The sequence below is a fragment of the Thermomonospora echinospora genome (genome assembly GCF_900108175.1).
Lineage (GTDB): Bacteria > Actinomycetota > Actinomycetes > Streptosporangiales > Streptosporangiaceae > Thermomonospora > Thermomonospora echinospora.
In genome coordinates, this window is the sequence record NZ_FNVO01000006.1 from 372198 (window position 1) to 389623 (window position 17426).

Annotated in this window: 10 protein-coding genes; 7 read left to right on the forward strand and 3 right to left on the reverse strand. The window is 73.4% G+C overall.

Annotated features, from left to right (window positions below):
• Positions 1–34 precede the first annotated feature (34 nt).
• Both C4U03_RS17370 and C4U03_RS17375 read left to right on the forward strand, forming a co-directional pair.
• Positions 35–1237 (forward strand): FKBP-type peptidyl-prolyl cis-trans isomerase, encoded by a 1203-nt coding sequence (locus C4U03_RS17370; protein WP_103938814.1) that lies wholly within the window; start codon positions 35–37, stop codon positions 1235–1237.
• A gap of 258 nt (positions 1238–1495) precedes the next feature.
• Positions 1496–4717: a transglycosylase domain-containing protein gene (locus tag C4U03_RS17375; protein WP_103938815.1), complete on the forward strand. Its 3222-nt coding sequence runs from the start codon at positions 1496–1498 to the stop codon at positions 4715–4717.
• A 58-nt stretch (positions 4718–4775) separates the two neighbouring features.
• On the opposite strand, the gene C4U03_RS17380 is transcribed toward C4U03_RS17375, so the two are convergent.
• Positions 4776–5162 carry a hypothetical protein gene (locus C4U03_RS17380; RefSeq protein ID WP_103938816.1) on the reverse strand — a complete coding sequence of 129 codons (387 nt, stop codon included), beginning with the start codon at positions 5160–5162 and terminating at the stop codon, positions 4776–4778.
• Between the two features lie 237 nt (positions 5163–5399).
• On the opposite strand from C4U03_RS17380, the gene C4U03_RS17385 reads away from it, so the two are divergent.
• The 3 genes from C4U03_RS17385 (at position 5400) to C4U03_RS17395 (ending at position 10774) form a co-directional block, all read left to right on the forward strand.
• Positions 5400–9197, forward strand: coding sequence for an SseB family protein (locus C4U03_RS17385; protein WP_103938817.1), 3798 nt, complete (start codon positions 5400–5402; stop codon positions 9195–9197).
• Entirely contained in the window at positions 9194–9562 is a 369-nt protein-coding gene (locus C4U03_RS17390; protein WP_103938818.1) for a hypothetical protein, read from the forward strand. The genes C4U03_RS17385 and C4U03_RS17390 overlap by 4 nt, the downstream gene beginning before the upstream one ends.
• 141 nt (positions 9563–9703) lie before the next feature.
• Positions 9704–10774, forward strand: a complete 1071-nt coding sequence (locus C4U03_RS17395; protein ID WP_146087422.1) for a hypothetical protein — start codon at positions 9704–9706, stop codon at positions 10772–10774.
• 33 nt (positions 10775–10807) lie between these two features.
• Here the strand turns inward: C4U03_RS17395 and C4U03_RS17400 are convergent, their stop codons facing one another.
• Both C4U03_RS17400 and C4U03_RS17405 read right to left on the reverse strand, forming a co-directional pair.
• The gene (locus tag C4U03_RS17400; RefSeq protein ID WP_103938820.1) at positions 10808–11623 is read right to left on the reverse strand and encodes a TrmH family RNA methyltransferase; all 816 of its coding nucleotides are present in this window, start codon (positions 11621–11623) and stop codon (positions 10808–10810) included.
• A 52-nt stretch (positions 11624–11675) separates the two neighbouring features.
• Positions 11676–12686: an endonuclease/exonuclease/phosphatase family protein gene (locus C4U03_RS17405; RefSeq protein WP_146087423.1), complete on the reverse strand. Its 1011-nt coding sequence runs from the start codon at positions 12684–12686 to the stop codon at positions 11676–11678.
• Positions 12687–13114: 428 nt separating this feature from the next.
• On the opposite strand from C4U03_RS17405, the gene C4U03_RS17410 reads away from it, so the two are divergent.
• Both C4U03_RS17410 and C4U03_RS17415 read left to right on the forward strand, forming a co-directional pair.
• Positions 13115–15670 carry a substrate-binding domain-containing protein gene (locus tag C4U03_RS17410; RefSeq protein ID WP_103938822.1) on the forward strand — a complete coding sequence of 852 codons (2556 nt, stop codon included), beginning with the start codon at positions 13115–13117 and terminating at the stop codon, positions 15668–15670.
• Positions 15671–15827: 157 nt separating this feature from the next.
• Complete coding sequence (locus tag C4U03_RS17415) at positions 15828–17399, forward strand: RNA polymerase sigma factor (RefSeq protein WP_103938823.1); 1572 nt, start codon at positions 15828–15830, stop codon at positions 17397–17399.
• The last annotated feature ends 27 nt before the right edge of the window (positions 17400–17426 follow it).

Genomic DNA, 17426 nt, shown 5'->3' on the forward strand with positions numbered 1-17426 from the left:
CTGAGGTGTCGTCTAGCCGGAGACAGTGAGGAAAATGCCCGAGGATGACAAGCCGAGCGGCGGCTCACCGGCCCCCAGCCCGCGGCTGAAGGCGAAGCTGCCCAGCGCCCAGGGCATCAAACGTCCGGACTTCACGCCGCACGGGATCAGCGGCGGGTCTACCCGCCGCACCCCGCCTCGCCCGTCCGCGCTGACCGCGGCCCAGGCGAAGAAGCGCCGCCGGATCATGATCGCCGGGCTGCTGGTGGCCGCGCTCGCGGTGGCCGGCGGGACCGCCTGGTACCTCACCCGGCCGGGTCCCGAGGTCGAGATCACCGGGGCCTTCGGCAAGGAGCCCAAGGTGGAGATCCCCAAGGACCTGCACCCCAGCGGCAAGTACACCTCCAGCGTCCTGATCAAGGGCACCGGTCCCGCGCTCGCCGCCGGCGACCTCGCCTACGTCCATCTGACGTACTACAAGTGGCCCGCCAAGAGCGCCACCCAGAGCCCTGCCGCCTCCACCGGCGAGGAGGACGAGGAGGGCGGCAGCACCAAGATCAACAGCACCTACGCCAAGAACGAGGAGACCGGCCAGGCCGGCAAGCCGGCCACCTTCCAGGTCGGCAACAAGGACCTGACCGGCATCGACAAGACCCTCGACAAGCTGCTGAGCGGCCAGACCGTCGGCAGCCGGGTGATGGCCGAGATCCCGCCGGCCGACGGGTTCGGCAAGGAGGGCCAGCCCCAGCTGGGCATCTCCGGCACCGACTCGATGCTGTTCGTCCTGGACGTCGTCGAGTCCGTCCCCAAGAACGCCCCGCCGTACGGGAAGCAGAAGAAGTTCTCCGAGGACGGGCTGCCGACCGTCGAGGCCGACGAGGGCAAGGCCCCCAAGGTGACGATGCCGGACGCCGAGGCCCCCGACAAGCTGGTGGTCAAGACCCTGGTCGAGGGCGACGGCCCGGCGCTGGCCAAGGGCGACACCGCGGTCACCCGCTACCAGGGGCAGATCTGGAAGAACGGCAAGGAGTTCGACTCGAGCTGGAAGCGCGGCACCCCGCAGCCGTTCGAGATCGGCACCGGCCAGACCGTGCCCGGCTTCGACAAGGGCCTGCTCGGTAAGAAGGTCGGCAGCCGGGTGATGCTGATCCTGCCGCCCAAGGAGGGGTACGGCAAGCAGGGCAACCCGCAGGGCGGCATCAAGGGTGACGACACCCTGGTGTTCATCGTGGACCTCCTGGGCGTCGCGCCCAAGTAGGCCCACACCCACGCGAACGTCGGAGACGGCGGAGAACCCGGACGGGGTTCCCGCCGTCTCCTCTTTCGGTCGCCCGTAAAACGGCCGTGAGGCAGGCCGTACGGGCCCGGTGACAACGACCACGACAACCTTTGAGAGGTGTTGATCGTCCTGTTTGTGGAAGCCAGAGGACGTGGACGGTGACGGATCGGTACCCCGGATGCCCTCGGGTATCGTCGGTCACAGGAACATCACGGGGGGCATGTGAGTAGCAGCGGCATGGGCTCGGACCCTACGAGGCCCATCGAGCCGGACGACAGCGACACCGACGCGGCCCCGGCCGCCGCCGGTGACCCTCCGCTCCCCGCGGACCCCGCGGACCCCGCGGACCCGCCGGACTCCCCCGGCACGCCGCCCGCCACCGCCGCGGACGCGCCCCAGGAGTCCGAGAAGACCCGCATCGACCTCCCGCAGCTCTCCGACGAAGCCCTGGAGACCCGCGCCGACTCCCCGGCCCTCCCGCAGGGCGCCGTCGAGACCCGCATCGACCTCCCGCAGCTCTCCGACGACGCGGTACAGCCGGACGGCACACCCGGAGAGTCCCTCGACCAGACCACGGATGCGCCCGATGACGCCGCGGCGGTCCCGGCCGGAGCCGCAACGGCGTCGGGTGATGCCGCCCTGGCCGGAGCCGTGGCTCCGGGTGATGCCTCGGCGGATGTGGACCACGCGGAGACCTCCGAGGCCGCGAAGACGACTGACGAGACCACGGATGCGCCCGGCGACGCCGTAGCGGCGCCCGACGAGGCCATGGAGACGACCGGCGAGGTCGCGGAGACGCCCGACGACGCCGTGGCGGTCCCAGCCGGGGCCGCGACGGCGGCGGACGACGCCTCAGCGGATGTGGATCACGCGGAGACCTCCGAGGTCGCCGAGGTAGCGGCACAGGCCGCTGATCCGGTGGAGCCGGCGGTCGTGGCGGAGTCCGCCCACCGGGTGGAGGCGGGCACCGGCTCGCCGGAGCCCGCCGGGGACGGGGGCGGCGAGCCGGCCGGGGTCACGCGGAGCATGACGCCGCCCGCCGAGGCGGCGGCCGAGCCTGTCGGGGTGGCGGCGGCCAGCGGTGCCGCGGCGTCGGGCGCGGGCGCGGGCGCGGCCGGGGCCGCCCCGGCGACGGCCGGAAGCACCGGTACAGCGGTGTTGACGGCCGCCGAGCCGGGAAGTGTCGCGGTGATGGACAAAGAGGAGGACAAGGCGGCCACGGAGAAACCGGAGGCGAGCACCGGGCACGGCGGGCGCAGGCCGCGCAAGGAGCGCAAGCAGCGCAGCCGGCTGGTGCGCTACACGCGCCGGATCGCGTTCGGGGTGCTGGGGTTCGTCGTGCTGGCCATCGCCGCGTTCGCGGTGGCGTACATGCTCACGCCCGTCCCCTCCCCGCAGGAGGACGCCACGGCGCAGGGGCCGGAGTTCTACTACGACGACGGCAAGACCCTGATCGCCAAGATCGGCGTGAACCGGCAGAAGGTCGAGTTGGACGCCGTCCCCGAGCACGTCCGCGACGCGGTGATCGCGGCGGAGAACCGCAGCTTCTACGAGGACCCGGGGGTCTCGGTACGGGGCACGTTCCGCGCGTTCTGGTCGACGGTCTCCGGCGAGCAGTTGCAGGGCGGCTCGACCATCACCCAGCAGATGGTGCGCAACTACTACCAGGGCCTCGGCCAGGAGCGCACGGTCAGCCGCAAGCTCAAGGAGATCATGGTCTCCCTGAAGGTGGGCAGCCAGAAGGACAAGGACTGGATCCTTGAGCAGTACCTGAACACCATCTACTTCGGCCGGGACGCCTACGGCATCCAGGCCGCCGCCCAGGCGTACTACAACAAGGACGTCAGCAAGCTCACCCCCGGAGAGGCGGCCTACCTGGCGGCGGCGATCCAGCAGCCCACCCCGTTCGGCGACCCCACCGGCAGCCACCGCGCGATGGCCGAGGAGCGCTGGCACTCGGTGGTGAGCGCGATGACCGAGACCGGGGCGCTCACGCCCGCCGAGGCGGCGGCGATGAGCTTCCCGGCACCGGTCAAGCAGAAGGTCACCGACATCCTCAAGGGCCAGACCGGCTACATGGTCCGCATCGCCCAGAAGGAGCTGCGTGAGCGGCGCGGCTACACCGAGGACGAGATCAACCGCGGCGGGCTGAAGATCACCACCACGTTCGACAAGAAGCTGATGGACGCCGCCGAGCGGGCGGTGAAGGCCAACCTGCCCGAGGACATCGGCAAGTCCACCCTCACCGGGCTGGTCTCGGTCGATCCCGACACCGGCCGGGTGGTGGCCTTCTACGGCGGCCGCGGCTATCTGGAGGAGCAGCTGAGCACCTCCTTCGGCCACTGGGCGCAGGCCGGTTCGGGGTTCAAGCCGATCGTGCTGGCCGCCGCGCTCGACGACGGCAAGACGCTGGGCAGCGTGGTGGACGGCCGGTCCCCGCAGTACTACAACGACTCCGAGGTCAAGAACAGCGGCGGCACCAGCTACGGGATGATCAACCTGGTCACCGCCACCCAGAACTCGGTGAACACCGCCTATGTCAATCTGGGCCAGGAGATCGGGCTGGACAAGGTCACCGAGATGGCCGAGAAGCTGGGCATCCCCAAGGAGCAGCTGACCGCCAACGGCGCCAACCACGCGCCGACCTTCCCGCTGGGCGTGGTGTCCGTGCACCCGGTGCAGCAGGCCGGGGTGTACGCGACGTTCGCCGCCGAGGGCGTCCACCGCACCCCGTACGTGGTCAAGGCCGTCACCGGGCTGGACGGCGAGGAGCACGAGTACACCGAGAAGGGCGAGCGGGTCTTCAGCGAGCAGGTCGCGCGGGACGCCACGTACGCGATGACCAGGGTGGTGCAGAGCGGGACCGGTACCGGCGCCCAGCTGTACGACGGGCGGGACGTGGCCGGCAAGACGGGCACCACCGACAACGGCAACGCGCTGTGGTTCAACGGCTTCGTCCCGCAGCTGGCCACCTCGGTCGCCATCTTCCGCAGCGACAGCCCGAGCAAACAGGTCCAGATCGGCGGCTACAGCGCGTTCGGCGGTGTGCTCCCCGCGCAGATCTGGCGGACGTACATGACCGACGCGGTCGACATCCTGAACCTGTCGCCCAAGAGCTTCGGCTCCCCGTCCGGCTACACCTGGGACGGCGGTGGCCAGGACCGGACCACCACGCCGCCGCAGGACCCCGGCCCGCGGTCCCCAGACCAGCCGTCGGCACCGCCGAGGCCGGATCCAGAGCCGTCCGAGCCCGGCCCTGGGGGACCCGGCGGTCCGGGTGATCCGGGCGGGCCGGAGGACCCGCAGGAGCCGCCGCCGCAGGATCCCGGCCCCTCGGATCCGGGCGGAGACGGCGGCGGCGGCGGTGGTGGTGGTGGCGGCGGCGGAGACGGCGGCGGGCAGCAGCGGATCGTGCCCCAGCAGGCTCCGGCCCACGAGAGTCCCGTCCGCCGCGACTAGGCGCTCATCACCACGAGGAGGCGGCGTGGGGTCCATCGCCCCACGCCGCCTCCTCGTGTCATGCGCAGGCGTCGCCGAGGCGCGCCGGGGTGTCGGTGAGGGTCTTGTTGAGGGCGGCGGCGTCGCCGGTGCCCAGGGCGGTGGCCGCGGTGCGCAGCCCGGCCGCCTGGTCCTTGAGCGCCTTGCGCAGCGCCTGGTCCTCGGCCGTGCCGGCCAGCACGTCGAACCGGGCGGCGAGTTGCTCGGTGGCCTGCTTCCACTGCGCGGGTTCGTTGGCGGCCACCGTCCGGAGCCGGCTCACGTACTGCTCGACCGCCTTCCTGCTGTCTGCGCAGACCTCGCTCTTGTTGCCGCCGAGCATGCCGCAGCCGGCGGTGACGAACGTCAGCACCGCGCCCCCGGCCAGCACCCGCACCGCACCGCGGGCCTTCACCCCATAGCGCATCGAACCTCCCCAGACTGGACCCCGTCGGCGAGTGTTCATCCTTGCGCATCCGGCACCGCGGCCGCGTTCCCCTCAGGCCGCTGGCAGCCTCGCCATCCGACGCCTACGCTGAACGGACGTCCGAACGGGGCCGTCGGTCGGCCACCCCGCGACGGGCGCTTACTGTCTATTCGCCCGTGTAGCGTAGGCGGGTCCGTAAGTGTGCTCGCAGATGAGGGGCGCACTGAGCCTCAGGGGGTGGCGAACGTGGCCGACGCGTGGCGGCCGGCGAACGAGCTCGAGCACCGGATGCTGGACGCGTTGCAGGCCGGTGACCAGGAGGCCTATTTCCGGCTGCTCGCGGAGGCCGAACTCGTCGTTCCCGTCCCGCCCGACCGGCTCGACGGCGTCCTGACCGGCCAGGCCCAACCCACCTGGCCGACCGTCGAGGAGGACGGGCGCGTCCACGTGCTGGCGTTCACGTCCGCCGCCGCCATGCGCGAGTCCATCGGGTCCGGCCACCGGCACTTCCTCGGCCTGAAGTTCAGCGACGCCGCCGCCGCCTGGCCGGACGTCCGCTGGTGGCTGGCCATCGACGCCGGCCTGCCGGTCGAGGCCCGGCTGCCGGCCTGGTTCGTCCGGCAGATCGCCGAGGGCGACCCCCGCCCCCCACGTGCCGGCCGCCCCGCACCGGCCGCCCGGTCCGCCCCGCAGGACGCGCGGCCGCACCCCGAGGACCCGCGCCTCCAAGCACCCGCGCCCCCCGCGGCGCCTCGGCACGCGGCCGTGCCGCCCGCCGACGCCCGGACGCCCGCCGCCGCCCAGGACCCGGCGACGTACCGGCAGTCCCCGCCGCAGGAGAACGCCCGTCCGCACGAGGCCACCGGACCTCACAGGAGCGTCACGGCACCGGGCCCCACCGCGACACCCGAGCCCGGCACGGCCCCGGTCCCCGGCGCAGCCCCGGGACCCGGTGCGGCACCGGGACCCGGTGCGGCACCGGAGCCCAGCATCGCACCGGCACCCGCCGCACTGCGGGAGCCGGCCACGACACCCGAGCCCGGCACACCAGGGGAACCCGTCGCGACACGGGAGCCGCTCCCAAGGCGGGAAACCGGCCCGATACGGGAAACCGGCGCGTTCCAGGAGCCCGGCATGGCGCCAGAGCCCGGCGTAGCAAGGGAGCCCGGAGCGACACCCGAGCCCGCCGCACTACGGGAACCCAGCGCGATGCGGGAACCCGGCTCGATACGGGAGCCTGGCTCGGTGCAAAAGCCCGGCTCGATACGGGAGCCTGGCTCGGTACGTGAAACCGGCCCGATACGGGAACCCGGCATGGTGCCGGAGCCCGGCGCCATGCGAGAGCCCGGCGTACTAAAGGAGCCCGGAGCAGTATCCGAGCCCGCCGCAGTACGGGAACCCGGCTCGGTGCAGGAGCCCGGCGCAGTAAGGGAGCCCGGTTCGGTGCGGGAGCCCGGTGCGATACCCGAGCCCGGGGCAGTGCAGGGGTCTGGGCCGGTACTGGAGCCTGGGGTCACGTCCGGGCTCGGCGCGGTGTCGACGTCTGGTGCGGCGCCCGAGAGCCGCGCTGTTTCGGAGCCCGGCGCGGTGCCGGAGGCCGGCATGATGTCCGAGGCCGGCGCGGTGCCGAAGCCCGCAGGGGCGCCGGAGGCCGGTGGAGTGCCGGTGGGTGGGCCCGTGGCCGGGGGCGTCGCCCCCGATGCTGCCGGAGCCTCGGAGGGCGCCGGATTCCAGCCTGCGAACGAGGTCGAGCGGGAACTGCTGCGCGCGGTGGCGGGCGGCGACCAGGACGCCTACCTGAAGGTGCTGGCGGCGACGGAGGTGCTACTGCCGGTCCCGCAGGAGATGGACTACTCGCTCAAGCCCGGCCGGGCCGGCTTCCCCTGGCAGACCGGCGAGATCGACGGCGTCACCGTGATCCCGGTCTTCACCTCCCCCGAGCGTATGCGCGACCTGGTCGGCGAGGCGGCCGGCTCCGGGCAGGGCGCCCCGGACTACATCGTGCTCCCGTTCACCACGGTGGCGCGCTACTGGCCGGACCACGGCTGGGGGCTGGCGGTCAACAGCGGCACCCCGGTGGGCGCCACGCTGCCCGGCGAACGGCTGCGGGCCCTGTCGGAGTGGGCCGACCAGATCGCCGCGCAGCGCATGGTGGACGGCTTCGAGCCGCAGAACGACATCGAGCGGCGGCTGTTCGAGGCGGCGGTCCACCGCGACGGCGACGCCTTCTTCAAGGTGCTGGCCGGCGCCCAGGTGCTGGTGCCCGCCGACCCGGAGACCCCGTGGGGCATCCGGCCCGACGACCCGGAGTTCCCCTGGCGGCCGGTCCCGGTGCGCGGGGCGGTCTCGGTCCAGGTGTTCACGTCCCTGAAGTGGATGCACGAGACCATCGGCCCGTCCCGCTTCATCATGCCCGCCTTCCAGGAGATCCTGTCCGCCTGGCCGGACACCGGCTGGACGCTGGTCCTCAATCCCGGCACCCCGGTCAACGCCGTCCTGCCGAGCGAGCAGATCCGGGCCCTCGCCGAGTCCGTGCGGGCGGCGGCGCCGGACGAGCCCGCCGGACTCCCGGCCGTCCCGCCCGTTCCCGAGACGGTCGGGTCCGCCGCCGCGACGACCGGGCGGCCGGTGCCGGGCCCGGCCGAGCCGGTCGCCGAGTCCCCGGCCGACGGCACGCCCGCCGACCGGAACGACGACCGGAACGCGGACCGGAACGACGACCGGAACGCGGACTGGACTCCGGCCCCGCGCCGGGAGGAGGTCGCCCCGGAGACCGCCGCGCAGGCGGCGCCCGAGCTCGAGCCGCCGTTCGAACCCGGCAACCGGATCGACCAGGAGCTGTACGAGGCGGCGCTGGCCGGGGACACCGACGCGTTCCTGCGGGTGCTGCTGGCGGCCAACGTGCTGGTGCCGATCCCCGCGGACGCGCCGCTGGAGGTGACCCCCGTCCAGCCGGAGTTCCGCTGGGAGGCGGCGATGCGGGACGCCTCGTCGGTGCAGGTGTTCACGTCGCTGGTGCGGTTGCGGGAGGCGCTGCCGGCGTCCCGCTTCGTATACGCCGACTTCCGTGAGCTGATCGGCTGCTGGCCGCGTACCGACTGGGCGATGGTGCTCAACCCGGGCACCCGCATCGGCGCCTCGCTGCTGGGCGACCAGGTGCAGGCGCTCAGCGAGTGGGCCGTCCGGGTGGGTCTGATCCAGCCCCGCCCGCAGGCCCCGGACCCGGCGGCGTCTCCCGGCGCCGACCGGCGGCCGCCGTTCGCCGACTCGGCCCAGGCGACCGCCGACCCGACCCGGACCGTCGTCGACCCGGCCCGGCTGGCGGCGGATCCAACGCAGACCACGGTCGATCCGGTGCGGGCGCCCGCCCGGACGGCGGCCGACCCGACTGAGACGGTCACCGACCTGGAGCCGGTGGTGGCCGCCCACGCGTCGCCCGGCCCCGGCCGGGAGCCGTCTGAGGAGACCGCGGACCCTGTGCAGCCCGTCGTGCTGCAGAAGGTGCTCCCGCACGGCCATGTCGGCTGGTACCTCGAACAGGGCTATGACCGGGTCGGCGGCTTCGTGCACCCGGTCTCCGACGTCACCGACCTGCAGACCCCGGCGCAGCTTTATGCGGCCCTCGGCCTGCTGTACGAGGACTCGCCGTTCTCCCCGGCCGACGAGGGCGTCTACGTCATCCGCTGGCCGGGCTACTGCCCCGGCCTGTACCGCATCCCGTTCGGCGGGCAGACGGAGCAGGACCTGCTGGCCTGGGGTGAGTCGGGCTGGGTGCAGGAACGCGCGCCGTTCACCGGTGACGGGTTCGCCCCCGGCAGCGCCGGGTCGATCCGCGAGTACAAGGTGGACAGCGCCCGGCTGCCGTACGGGGCGGAGATGTACCACCTCGGCCGCGACCGCACGGAGCGGTTCGTCGCCATGTACGACCCCGACCGGCTGGCCTGGGTGCGGCCGGGCGACGACGCCGGGGCCGGAGATCCGAGTACGCGCGGTGACGGCACGGAACCGGGCGACAGGGCGGAGGTGACGCGATGATCCGGGACGGTTATCTGGTGCGCTGGCGGGGCCGGGAGTACGAGGCCGGCCCCGGCGCGGACGGGGAGATCAGGCTCTACACCACCGAGCCCGCCGACGGGTTCGAGGAGATCCGGCCGGGCCGGCACCGCCGGGTGGTCCCGCCCGACGAGGTCGAGGGCATCCGCTACGTCCGTACGGTCTGCACCTGGCGCGGCGAGCCGTTCATCGTGGTCGGCGAGCACGACAACTGGCTGCGGGTGGAGTACGCCGGCGGCCGGGCGCAGGTCGCCGAGCGGCTGCAACTGGACCGCATCGACCACGGGGTCTGGCAGGCGTGGGCGTCCCGCGCCGAGGTCGAGGACCTCCGCGAGGAGTACCTTTGACCTCCTTCCCGTCTGGCAGGCGGAGAGGCCCCGTCGCAGGCGCCCTGTGAGGAATGCAATCGGGCGCCGACTTGATCGACGGGCCCATCCGTGATCGCATGATTTCCTGTGACCGCTCCCGGGTAAAGGGGGCGGTGTGGTGTGAGGGCTGACAGAGCCGCTCGGATCGAGGGCGATGCGACGGAGGTGCGGGGCGTGTTCCGCTCGGTGGGCAACCCGATCTTCCTCGGGCTCGGCACGGCGGCGATCCTCGCGATGGGCGCGTCCGCCCCTGTCCAGGCCGAGACGGCGCCGTCCCCGGGCGCGCAGCCGTCACCGTCGGTCTCGGCCCCCTTCCCGTCCGTCCCGGACGACTCCGGCTCCCCCAGCTCTCCGGACGGCTCCGGCTCTCCGGACTCCCCGGAGGAGCCCACGCCCACGCCCGACCCCTGGGAGATGGCCGTCGACATCACGGTCCCCAAGGGCAAGGTCTTCGAGGGCGACGAGGTCACCGTCACCGTGGAGGTCAAGGCCGAGAAGGTCACCCGCGGGACGCGGCTGACCCTGGCGGCCAAGGGACGGCCCGCCCCTGCCCTGTCCAAGTGCGCCACCACCCCCTGCAAGCTCGGCAAGGTCGATTGGCGCGGCAGGAAGCTGGACGTCAAGCTCACCATCCCCAAGGAGATGAAGTCCGGCAGCGTGCGGCTGACCGCGGCGGTCTCCGGTGAGGGCGCCGAGGACGCCTCGCTGGAGAAGACCATCGAGGTGCACAAGAAGCTGGACCCCAAGCCGTCCCCGTCCCCGAGCAAGTCCGGCGGCGGGTCGGGCTCGGGCGGCTCGGGTGGTTCCGGCGGATCGAGCGGTTCGGGGGGCGACACCACCTACACCCCGCCCGCGCCCAACGGAAGCTTCAACGGCTCCAGCGCCGTGCCGTCGCCCCAGGTCGATCTGCCGCAGGTCAGCCCGCCGTCGCCGGAGCTGGCCGGCCCCGGGCCGTCCGCCCAGGCCTTCCCGCAGAGCGCGCTGCGCAGCAACGACAGCCCCGCCGACCAGCAGCTGAGGTTCGAGCGGCTGGCCAGCACCCAGGCGGCCTGGCTGGCGGCGCTGCTGGTGGCGTTCTCGCTGCTGCTCACCCAGCTTCGCCTCGGCCGCCGGCCGGCCGCCGGCGCCGCCGCGACCAGACGTCCCAAGGGGGCGCACCGTCGCCCCCGCCGCGGGAAGTCCCGCGGCTGACCCGCCCTTCCCGGGGACGGGCCCGCGGCGCGGTCAGGAGCGCATCAGGCCGTAGCAGGCGATGGATGCGGCGGCCACCACGTTGAGCGAGTCGACGCCGCGGGCCATCGCGTCGGCGCTCATCGGGATGCACACGGCCTCGTCCGCCGCCTTCAGCCATCGTGAGGACAGCCCATCGCCCTCCGAGCCGAGCAGCAGCGCGACCCGCTCCCCCGTGACCGCCTTCTCGATGGGCACGGCGGACTGGTCGGGGGTCAGCGCCAGCAGCCGGAACCCCACCTCGCGCAGCTCGCCGAGCCCGTGGTGCCAGTCGTCCATCCGGGCGTACGGGATCGCGAAGACCGCTCCCATGGACACCTTGACCGCCCGCCGGTACAGCGGGTCCGCGCATCGGGGCGACAGCACGACCGCATCCACCCCGAGCGCCGCCGCGCAACGGTAGATCGCCCCCACGTTGCCGTGGTCGACGAGGTCCTCCAGCACCAGCACGCGGCGGGCCGTCCCGAGCAGCTCGGGCACTGGCGGCAGCGGCTTCCTGGACATGGCGGCCAGTGCGCCGCGGTGCACCGCGAACCCGGCGACGTCCTCCAGCACCCGCTCGTCGGCCACGTACACCGGGGCGTCCACCCGCTGGAGCAGGTCCGCTAGCGGCTCCGCCCAGCGCCGGGCCATGAGCAGGGACCGCACCGGGTATCCGGTCTCCACCGCCCGGCGGATGACCTTCTCCCCCTCCGCAATGAACAGCCCGTGCTCGGCCTCCAGGCTCTTGCGCAGTTGTACGTCGCGCAGCCGTACGTAGTCGGCGAGCCGAGGGTCGGCGGAGTCCTCGACCGGGACCAGACGCACCATTCCTCCAGTCTGCCGGTCGGTCACCGCTCCCCGTGCATCAGCCCCGCGCCGATCAGGGCAGGCGGATGTCGGCGAACACCGCGCGATGGTCGCTGCCCGGCAGGTCGTACACCTTCACCTGGCGTACGGCGCAGCGCCGGTCCACCAGCACGTGGTCGATGGTCAGCCTGGCCAGTCGCCCCCAGGTGGGGACGAGCCCCTGGCCCGTCCGATCGGCCGCGTCCGCATATCCGCGCGAAAGCACCTGCCGCAGGGGCGAGTGGTCGAGCGTGGCGTTGTAGTCGCCCGCCAGGATCCGTATCGGCTGCCGCGCGGCGCCGCCGCCATCACTGGCCGGGGGCAGCATCCGCAGGTCGTGCCGCCATTGCCGGATGGCCGGGCGGGAGATGGGCGGGGGTGGATGCACCGCCGTCACCTCCACCCGGTGCCCGCCGGGCAGGGCGAACTCCGCCCGTGGCATCGCCATCACCGTGCCGGGCAGCGCGGGGAGGGGGCGCAGCGGGTGACGGGCGTACAGCCCGCTGCCCGCCGCCCCTTCCCTCGGGTCAAGGACCGCGTGCGGCAGCAGCCGGTTCAGCCCGGCGGCCTCAAGGCGGGCCGCCGCTTCAGGGGTCAGTTCCTGAACGCTCAGCACGTCCACGTCGTGACGTCGCAGGAGGTCGAGGATCCGTTCCGGTTCGGCCTGCCCGAACAGCAGGTTGGCGGTCAGCACCCGCACCGCCGGGCCGTGGGCGGACGGCTGGTCACCGGACATCGCGCGCGGCAGCACCGCCGCCGCCAGGCCGACGGCGACGAGCATGCTCCCCGCCAGCGCCCAGCGGTGGCGCACCAGCGCGGCGCAGGCCACGGGCACCAGAACCGTGGCGGCCACGTACGGGGTGAACGAGATCAGCGGCGTGCTCAGCACCTCCACGCCCGGCAGCCGGTCGGCCCCGGCCAGGCGCGCCAGCGCCCAGGCGCCCCAGCAGCCCGCCGCCGTCCACGCCACCGCCGCACGCCACCAGTTCACAGGCCGCCCGGCCGGTACGGGCTCGGCCGTCTCCTCGGTGGCTGCTCCACTCACCGGGCACGCTCGAACGCCCGCACGAAAACCCCTGGTCGCCCCACTCTGGCCCCCGTTCTCCGGTCACCGGTCTCACCAGTAGTGACGCATCCCACGCCGAGGGAGTTGCCCATGATCAAATATGGGACTTCTGGTGATGTTCCGGAAGAATCAGGGCGAATCCCAGATATCATCCTCTTTCGGCGCGTAGCATGCCGAGACACGGTGCGGGAACCGGACGCACGGCCGATCGGGACGAAGCCGTCAGGCGTGTGAGACGGCACACTCCCTGGGAGCGGCGGGGTCGTGAGCGGCGCGCGAGCTGCCACGGCGGCCATGCGCACGCCTGTGACCTGCAACGTCGACCGCCTTCACTCTTGGTCACCCCTGCCGGGTACCACTACAGTGCCGGGGAACATGGGACGGTTTCTGGTGAAACGAGGACAGCCGTGAGCGGACGTCATCGCAATGACCTGCCGGACGAGCCCGGCGACGGCGGATACGACGCCTCCACTCCGCCGGTCTTCGGCCCGGCCAACGACGGTTCGTCCGACTGGTTCAGCCCCCGTGAGAGCCAGAACCCTCCCGTCACCCCCAGGGGCGGCGGTTACGACGTCCCGGACGACCCCCTCGGCGGCCCGGCGAACCGTTCCTCCGGTTACGGCGGGACCCCCGGCTACGGCGGGTCCTCCGAGTACGGCAGGTCCCCCGGGCACAGCGGGTCCTCGGAGTACGGCAGGTCCCCCGGTTACGGCGAGTCCTCGGAGTACGGCGGATCCTCCGGTTACGGCGGCGGCTCCGGCGGCTACCGCGTCCCGGGCGAGCGCGGTGCGGCGGGCGGGATGCCCGGCGGCGCCACCGGCTCGGGTGAGAGCGACATCCCGGACTGGTTCGGCAACACCGCCGAGCGCCGCCCCGGTTACGGCGCCGGCGGCTTCGGCGGCGCCTCCGACCCGGGCGGGCGCGGATCGGGACGGGCGGCGTACGAATCCGGGAGCCACGGCGGGGCGGGCGTGCCCGGCGGCTCCCGCGCCGAGGGCTCCTTCGGCGGGCCGACCGGCTCGGCGGGTCCGGCCGGTCACGAGCGCAGGGACGCCCGCGCCCCCTCCGGGCGCGAGGAGTCGTCCTTCTCCGGTGCCGGTTACGGTGCGTACGACTCCATCAGCAGGTCCGACGGCGGACGGACCGGGGCGGGGGGCTCGGGCCGTTCAGGCGGCTCGGGTGGCTCGGGCGGCTCGGGCCGTTCCGGCGGCAGCGGCGACTACGAGTACGGGCGGCGCCGCAAGCGCAGCGCGGCCGGGCTGATCGGGCCGATGGCCGGCGCCGTCGGGCTGGCGCTGCTGCTCGGCGTCGGCGTCTACGCGTTCGCCGGGGCCGGCGGGGGCTGCGACGGGGACGACGCCCTCGCCCTCGACATCGCGGCAGCGCCGGAGATCGCGCCGGCGATCAGCAAGACGGTCAGCCGCTTCAACGACGCCAAGCACAAGGTCGACGGCAAATGCGTCAAGGCCGCGGTGCGCTCGGCCGACCCGTCGGTGATCACCACGCTGCTGTCCGGCCAGGGCGTGGAGAGCGGCGGCAACCGGCGCCCCGACGTGTGGATCCCGGACTCGTCCCTGTGGGTCTCGCTGGTGAGCACGTCCGCCAAGGGCAAGGACAGCGTCCGCCTCACCAGGACCTCGGTCGCGCAGACCCCCATCGTGGTGGGCATGCCGCAGACCCTGGCGGCGAGCCTGCGCAACCAGGGCGTCATCGCCAACCCGTCCTGGGACAACCTGCTCAACGCGGCCGGCGGCACCACCGGCGGGGCGGTCACCAAGAACCAGGTGATCCCGGCCGGCAGCGTCCGGCTGTTCGTGCCGGACCCGACCCGCAACGCGGTCGGGATGGGCTCGCTGCTGCTCACCAACACCCTGCTGGCCAACGACCCCAACCGCGAGGCGATCTTCACCGGGATCGTGCGGACCATGCGGGAGAACACCACCCCGTCGGTCAAGGCCCAGTTCGCCTCGTTCCGCAAGGACCGCAAGGGCCGCTACCCGATCGCGCTGGCGCCCGAGCAGGCCGTGTGGTCGCACAACCGGGCCGGCCCGGCCGAGCCGGCGGTCGCGGTGTACCCGACCGAGGGCACCCTGACCATGGACTACCCGCTGGCCGTCACCAGCGGTGAGTCCGCCAAGCAGCAGGCCGCCCGGCTGCTGGAGCAGGCGGTCAACACCGAGCCCGCCCGCGACGACGTGCGCGGGCTGGGATTCCGGTCGGCCGACGGCAAGGCGCCCACCACGTTCGGCACCAAGACCGGGGTCAGCCCGCGGCGGCCGCGCCAGCTGCCGGCGCCGCAGCCGGCCGTCGTGCAGCAGATCATGCAGGCGTGGTCCAAGCTGTCGCTGAGCATCCGGATGCTGTCGGTCATCGACATCTCCGGCTCGATGCTGGAGAAGGTCGACGGCGTGACCCGGATGCAGGCCACCGCGCGGGTGGCGCAGGGCGGGCTGTCGATGATGCCCAACGACAGCGAGCTGGGCCAGTGGGTGTTCTCCACCGAGGTGGACGGCAGCAAGGACTACAAGGAGATCGTCCCGATGGGGGCGCTGGGCGACCGGATCGGCTCGGCCACCCGCCGCCAGCTCCTGCTGTCGAGCCTGGGCCAGCTCAAGCCCAAGCCGACCGGCAACACCGGGCTCTACGACACCATCCTGGCCGCCTACAAGTACATGGCCGACAGCTATAAGCCGGAGTTCGGCAACTCGATCGTGCTGTTCACCGACGGCGAGAACGACGACGAGAACGGCCCCTCGCTGCGCGAGACCCTCTCCCGGCTGGAGAGCATGGTCGACCCCACCCGCCCGGTCCAGGTGATCATGATCGGATTCGGCTCGGGGGTGGACGTCAACGAGCTCAAGCAGATCGCCAAGGCCACCCGGGGCAGCGTGTACGTGGCGCAGACCCCCGGTGAGATCCAGCGGATCTTCCTGCAGGCGCTGTCCCGTCGCATCTCGGACTGAGCGGTGCCGGATTTTCGGAGAGGTTGGGCGAAACCGGTGTCAACCGATGGGGCGGCTCGGCCGTCCAGTTAGGTGGGGGCCCGACGGGAGCGGGGCGTCGGGCCTCCTCTCACGCCATGGGCCGGTGGCACCCCAGTACTGAACGCGGGAGTACGTAGTGTCCGGATGGCCGAGTCTCGACCGAAGCGAAGACCAGCGGCTCGCCGAAGCGCTGGCCGCCGGGGACCTGGACGCGCTGGCGCAGGTCTTCGACGCCTACGCGGCCCGCCTGTACGACTACTGCCACGCCCTGCTGCGGGACCAGGATGCGGCGTCCGCGGCGCTGCACGACACGCTGCTGGCGGCGTGCGCCCACGCCGGCGGGCTGACCGAGCCGGAACGGCTGCGCGCCTGGCTGTACGCGCTGGTGCGCAACGAGTGCCTGCGCCGGCTGCACGCCTCTGACGCGCACGGCAACCCCCCGCCGCCCGGCATGGTCGTCGATCCCTATACCGGGGAGAGCAGGCCGCCGCGGCAGGCGCCGGAGGTCCAGGACGCGTTCCTGGACGAAAGCGACCGGGCCCGGCGGATGGAGCTGCGCCGGCTGGTGCACGGGGCGCTGTCGGGCCTGGGTGGCCGCCGCCGTGAGGCCCTGGACCTGCTGCTGCGGCACGCCCTGAGCTCCGACGAGGTGGCCGGCGTGCTCGGCCTCAACGAGTCGGAGGCGGCCGAGCTTGCGGTGGAGGCGCGGGGCCGGCTGGACGAGGCGCTGCTGGTGTCGATCATCGCGCAGGCCCGCCGGTGCCCGGAGGTGTCGGCGCTGATGGAGGGGCAGCAGTGGCCCCCGGAGCCGGCGGTCGCCCGCGAGGTGGGCCGGCACCTCGACGACGGCTGCCCGGTGTGCGCCGAGCAGCGTGAGCGCCGGGTGGCCACCGGGCGGCTGCTGCAGGTCCTGCCGGTGGCGCTGCTGCCGGCCGACCTGCGCGGCGCGGTGCTCGACTCCGCCACCGCCCCCGAGTACGCCGAGACCCGCGCCGCGATCGCCGAGCAGGCCGAGCCGTTCGACGAGTGGGGCTGGCCGGTGCCGGTGGGACGCTCGGCCTACCGGCCCACCCGTGGGGCCGGCGGACGCCAGGGGCCGCGGCTGCTGCCCGCGGTGGCCGCCGCCGTCCTGGTCGTCCTGGTGGTGGGCGCCGCGTTCCTGTGGCTGCCAGGCGGGTCCGGGACCCCGGCCGCCAGTGGTTCCTCCGCGAAGGTCACCGCGTCGGGCGACGATCCCTCGCCGAGCACCACACAGGAGTCGCCGAGCCCCGACGACAGCCCGTCGCCGACCGTGTCGGTGCCGACGGTGACGCCGTCGTCCGCCAGGCCGGACTCGCCGTCGCCCACCCGGTCGGCCAGCAGGTCGCCCAGCGCCCCCGGCACGCTGGCGGTCGGCGGCTGCAGCATCCCCGCGGGCGCCAGTTCCTGCACCATCACCGTGTCTGCCCGCGGCGGCCCGGTCCGTTGGAGCGTCGTCGGCCGCAGCGGGGTGGTCGCGGTGGGCGGCGGCATCCTGTCCACCGGCCGCTCGGCAACCGTCCGGGCCACCCGCCTCGGCCGGTGCACGGAAAGCGGCTCCGGCAGCGTCTCGTTCTCCCCCAACGGCACCGCGTCCGTCACCTGGACCTGCCCACCGCCTGACGACCCCGGCCCGGAGGACCCGGGAGAGCCGGAAGAGCCCGGCGTTCCGCCGGGCCCCCGCGGCTGACGGCCGTGCGGCGGGCCCGGTGCCCCG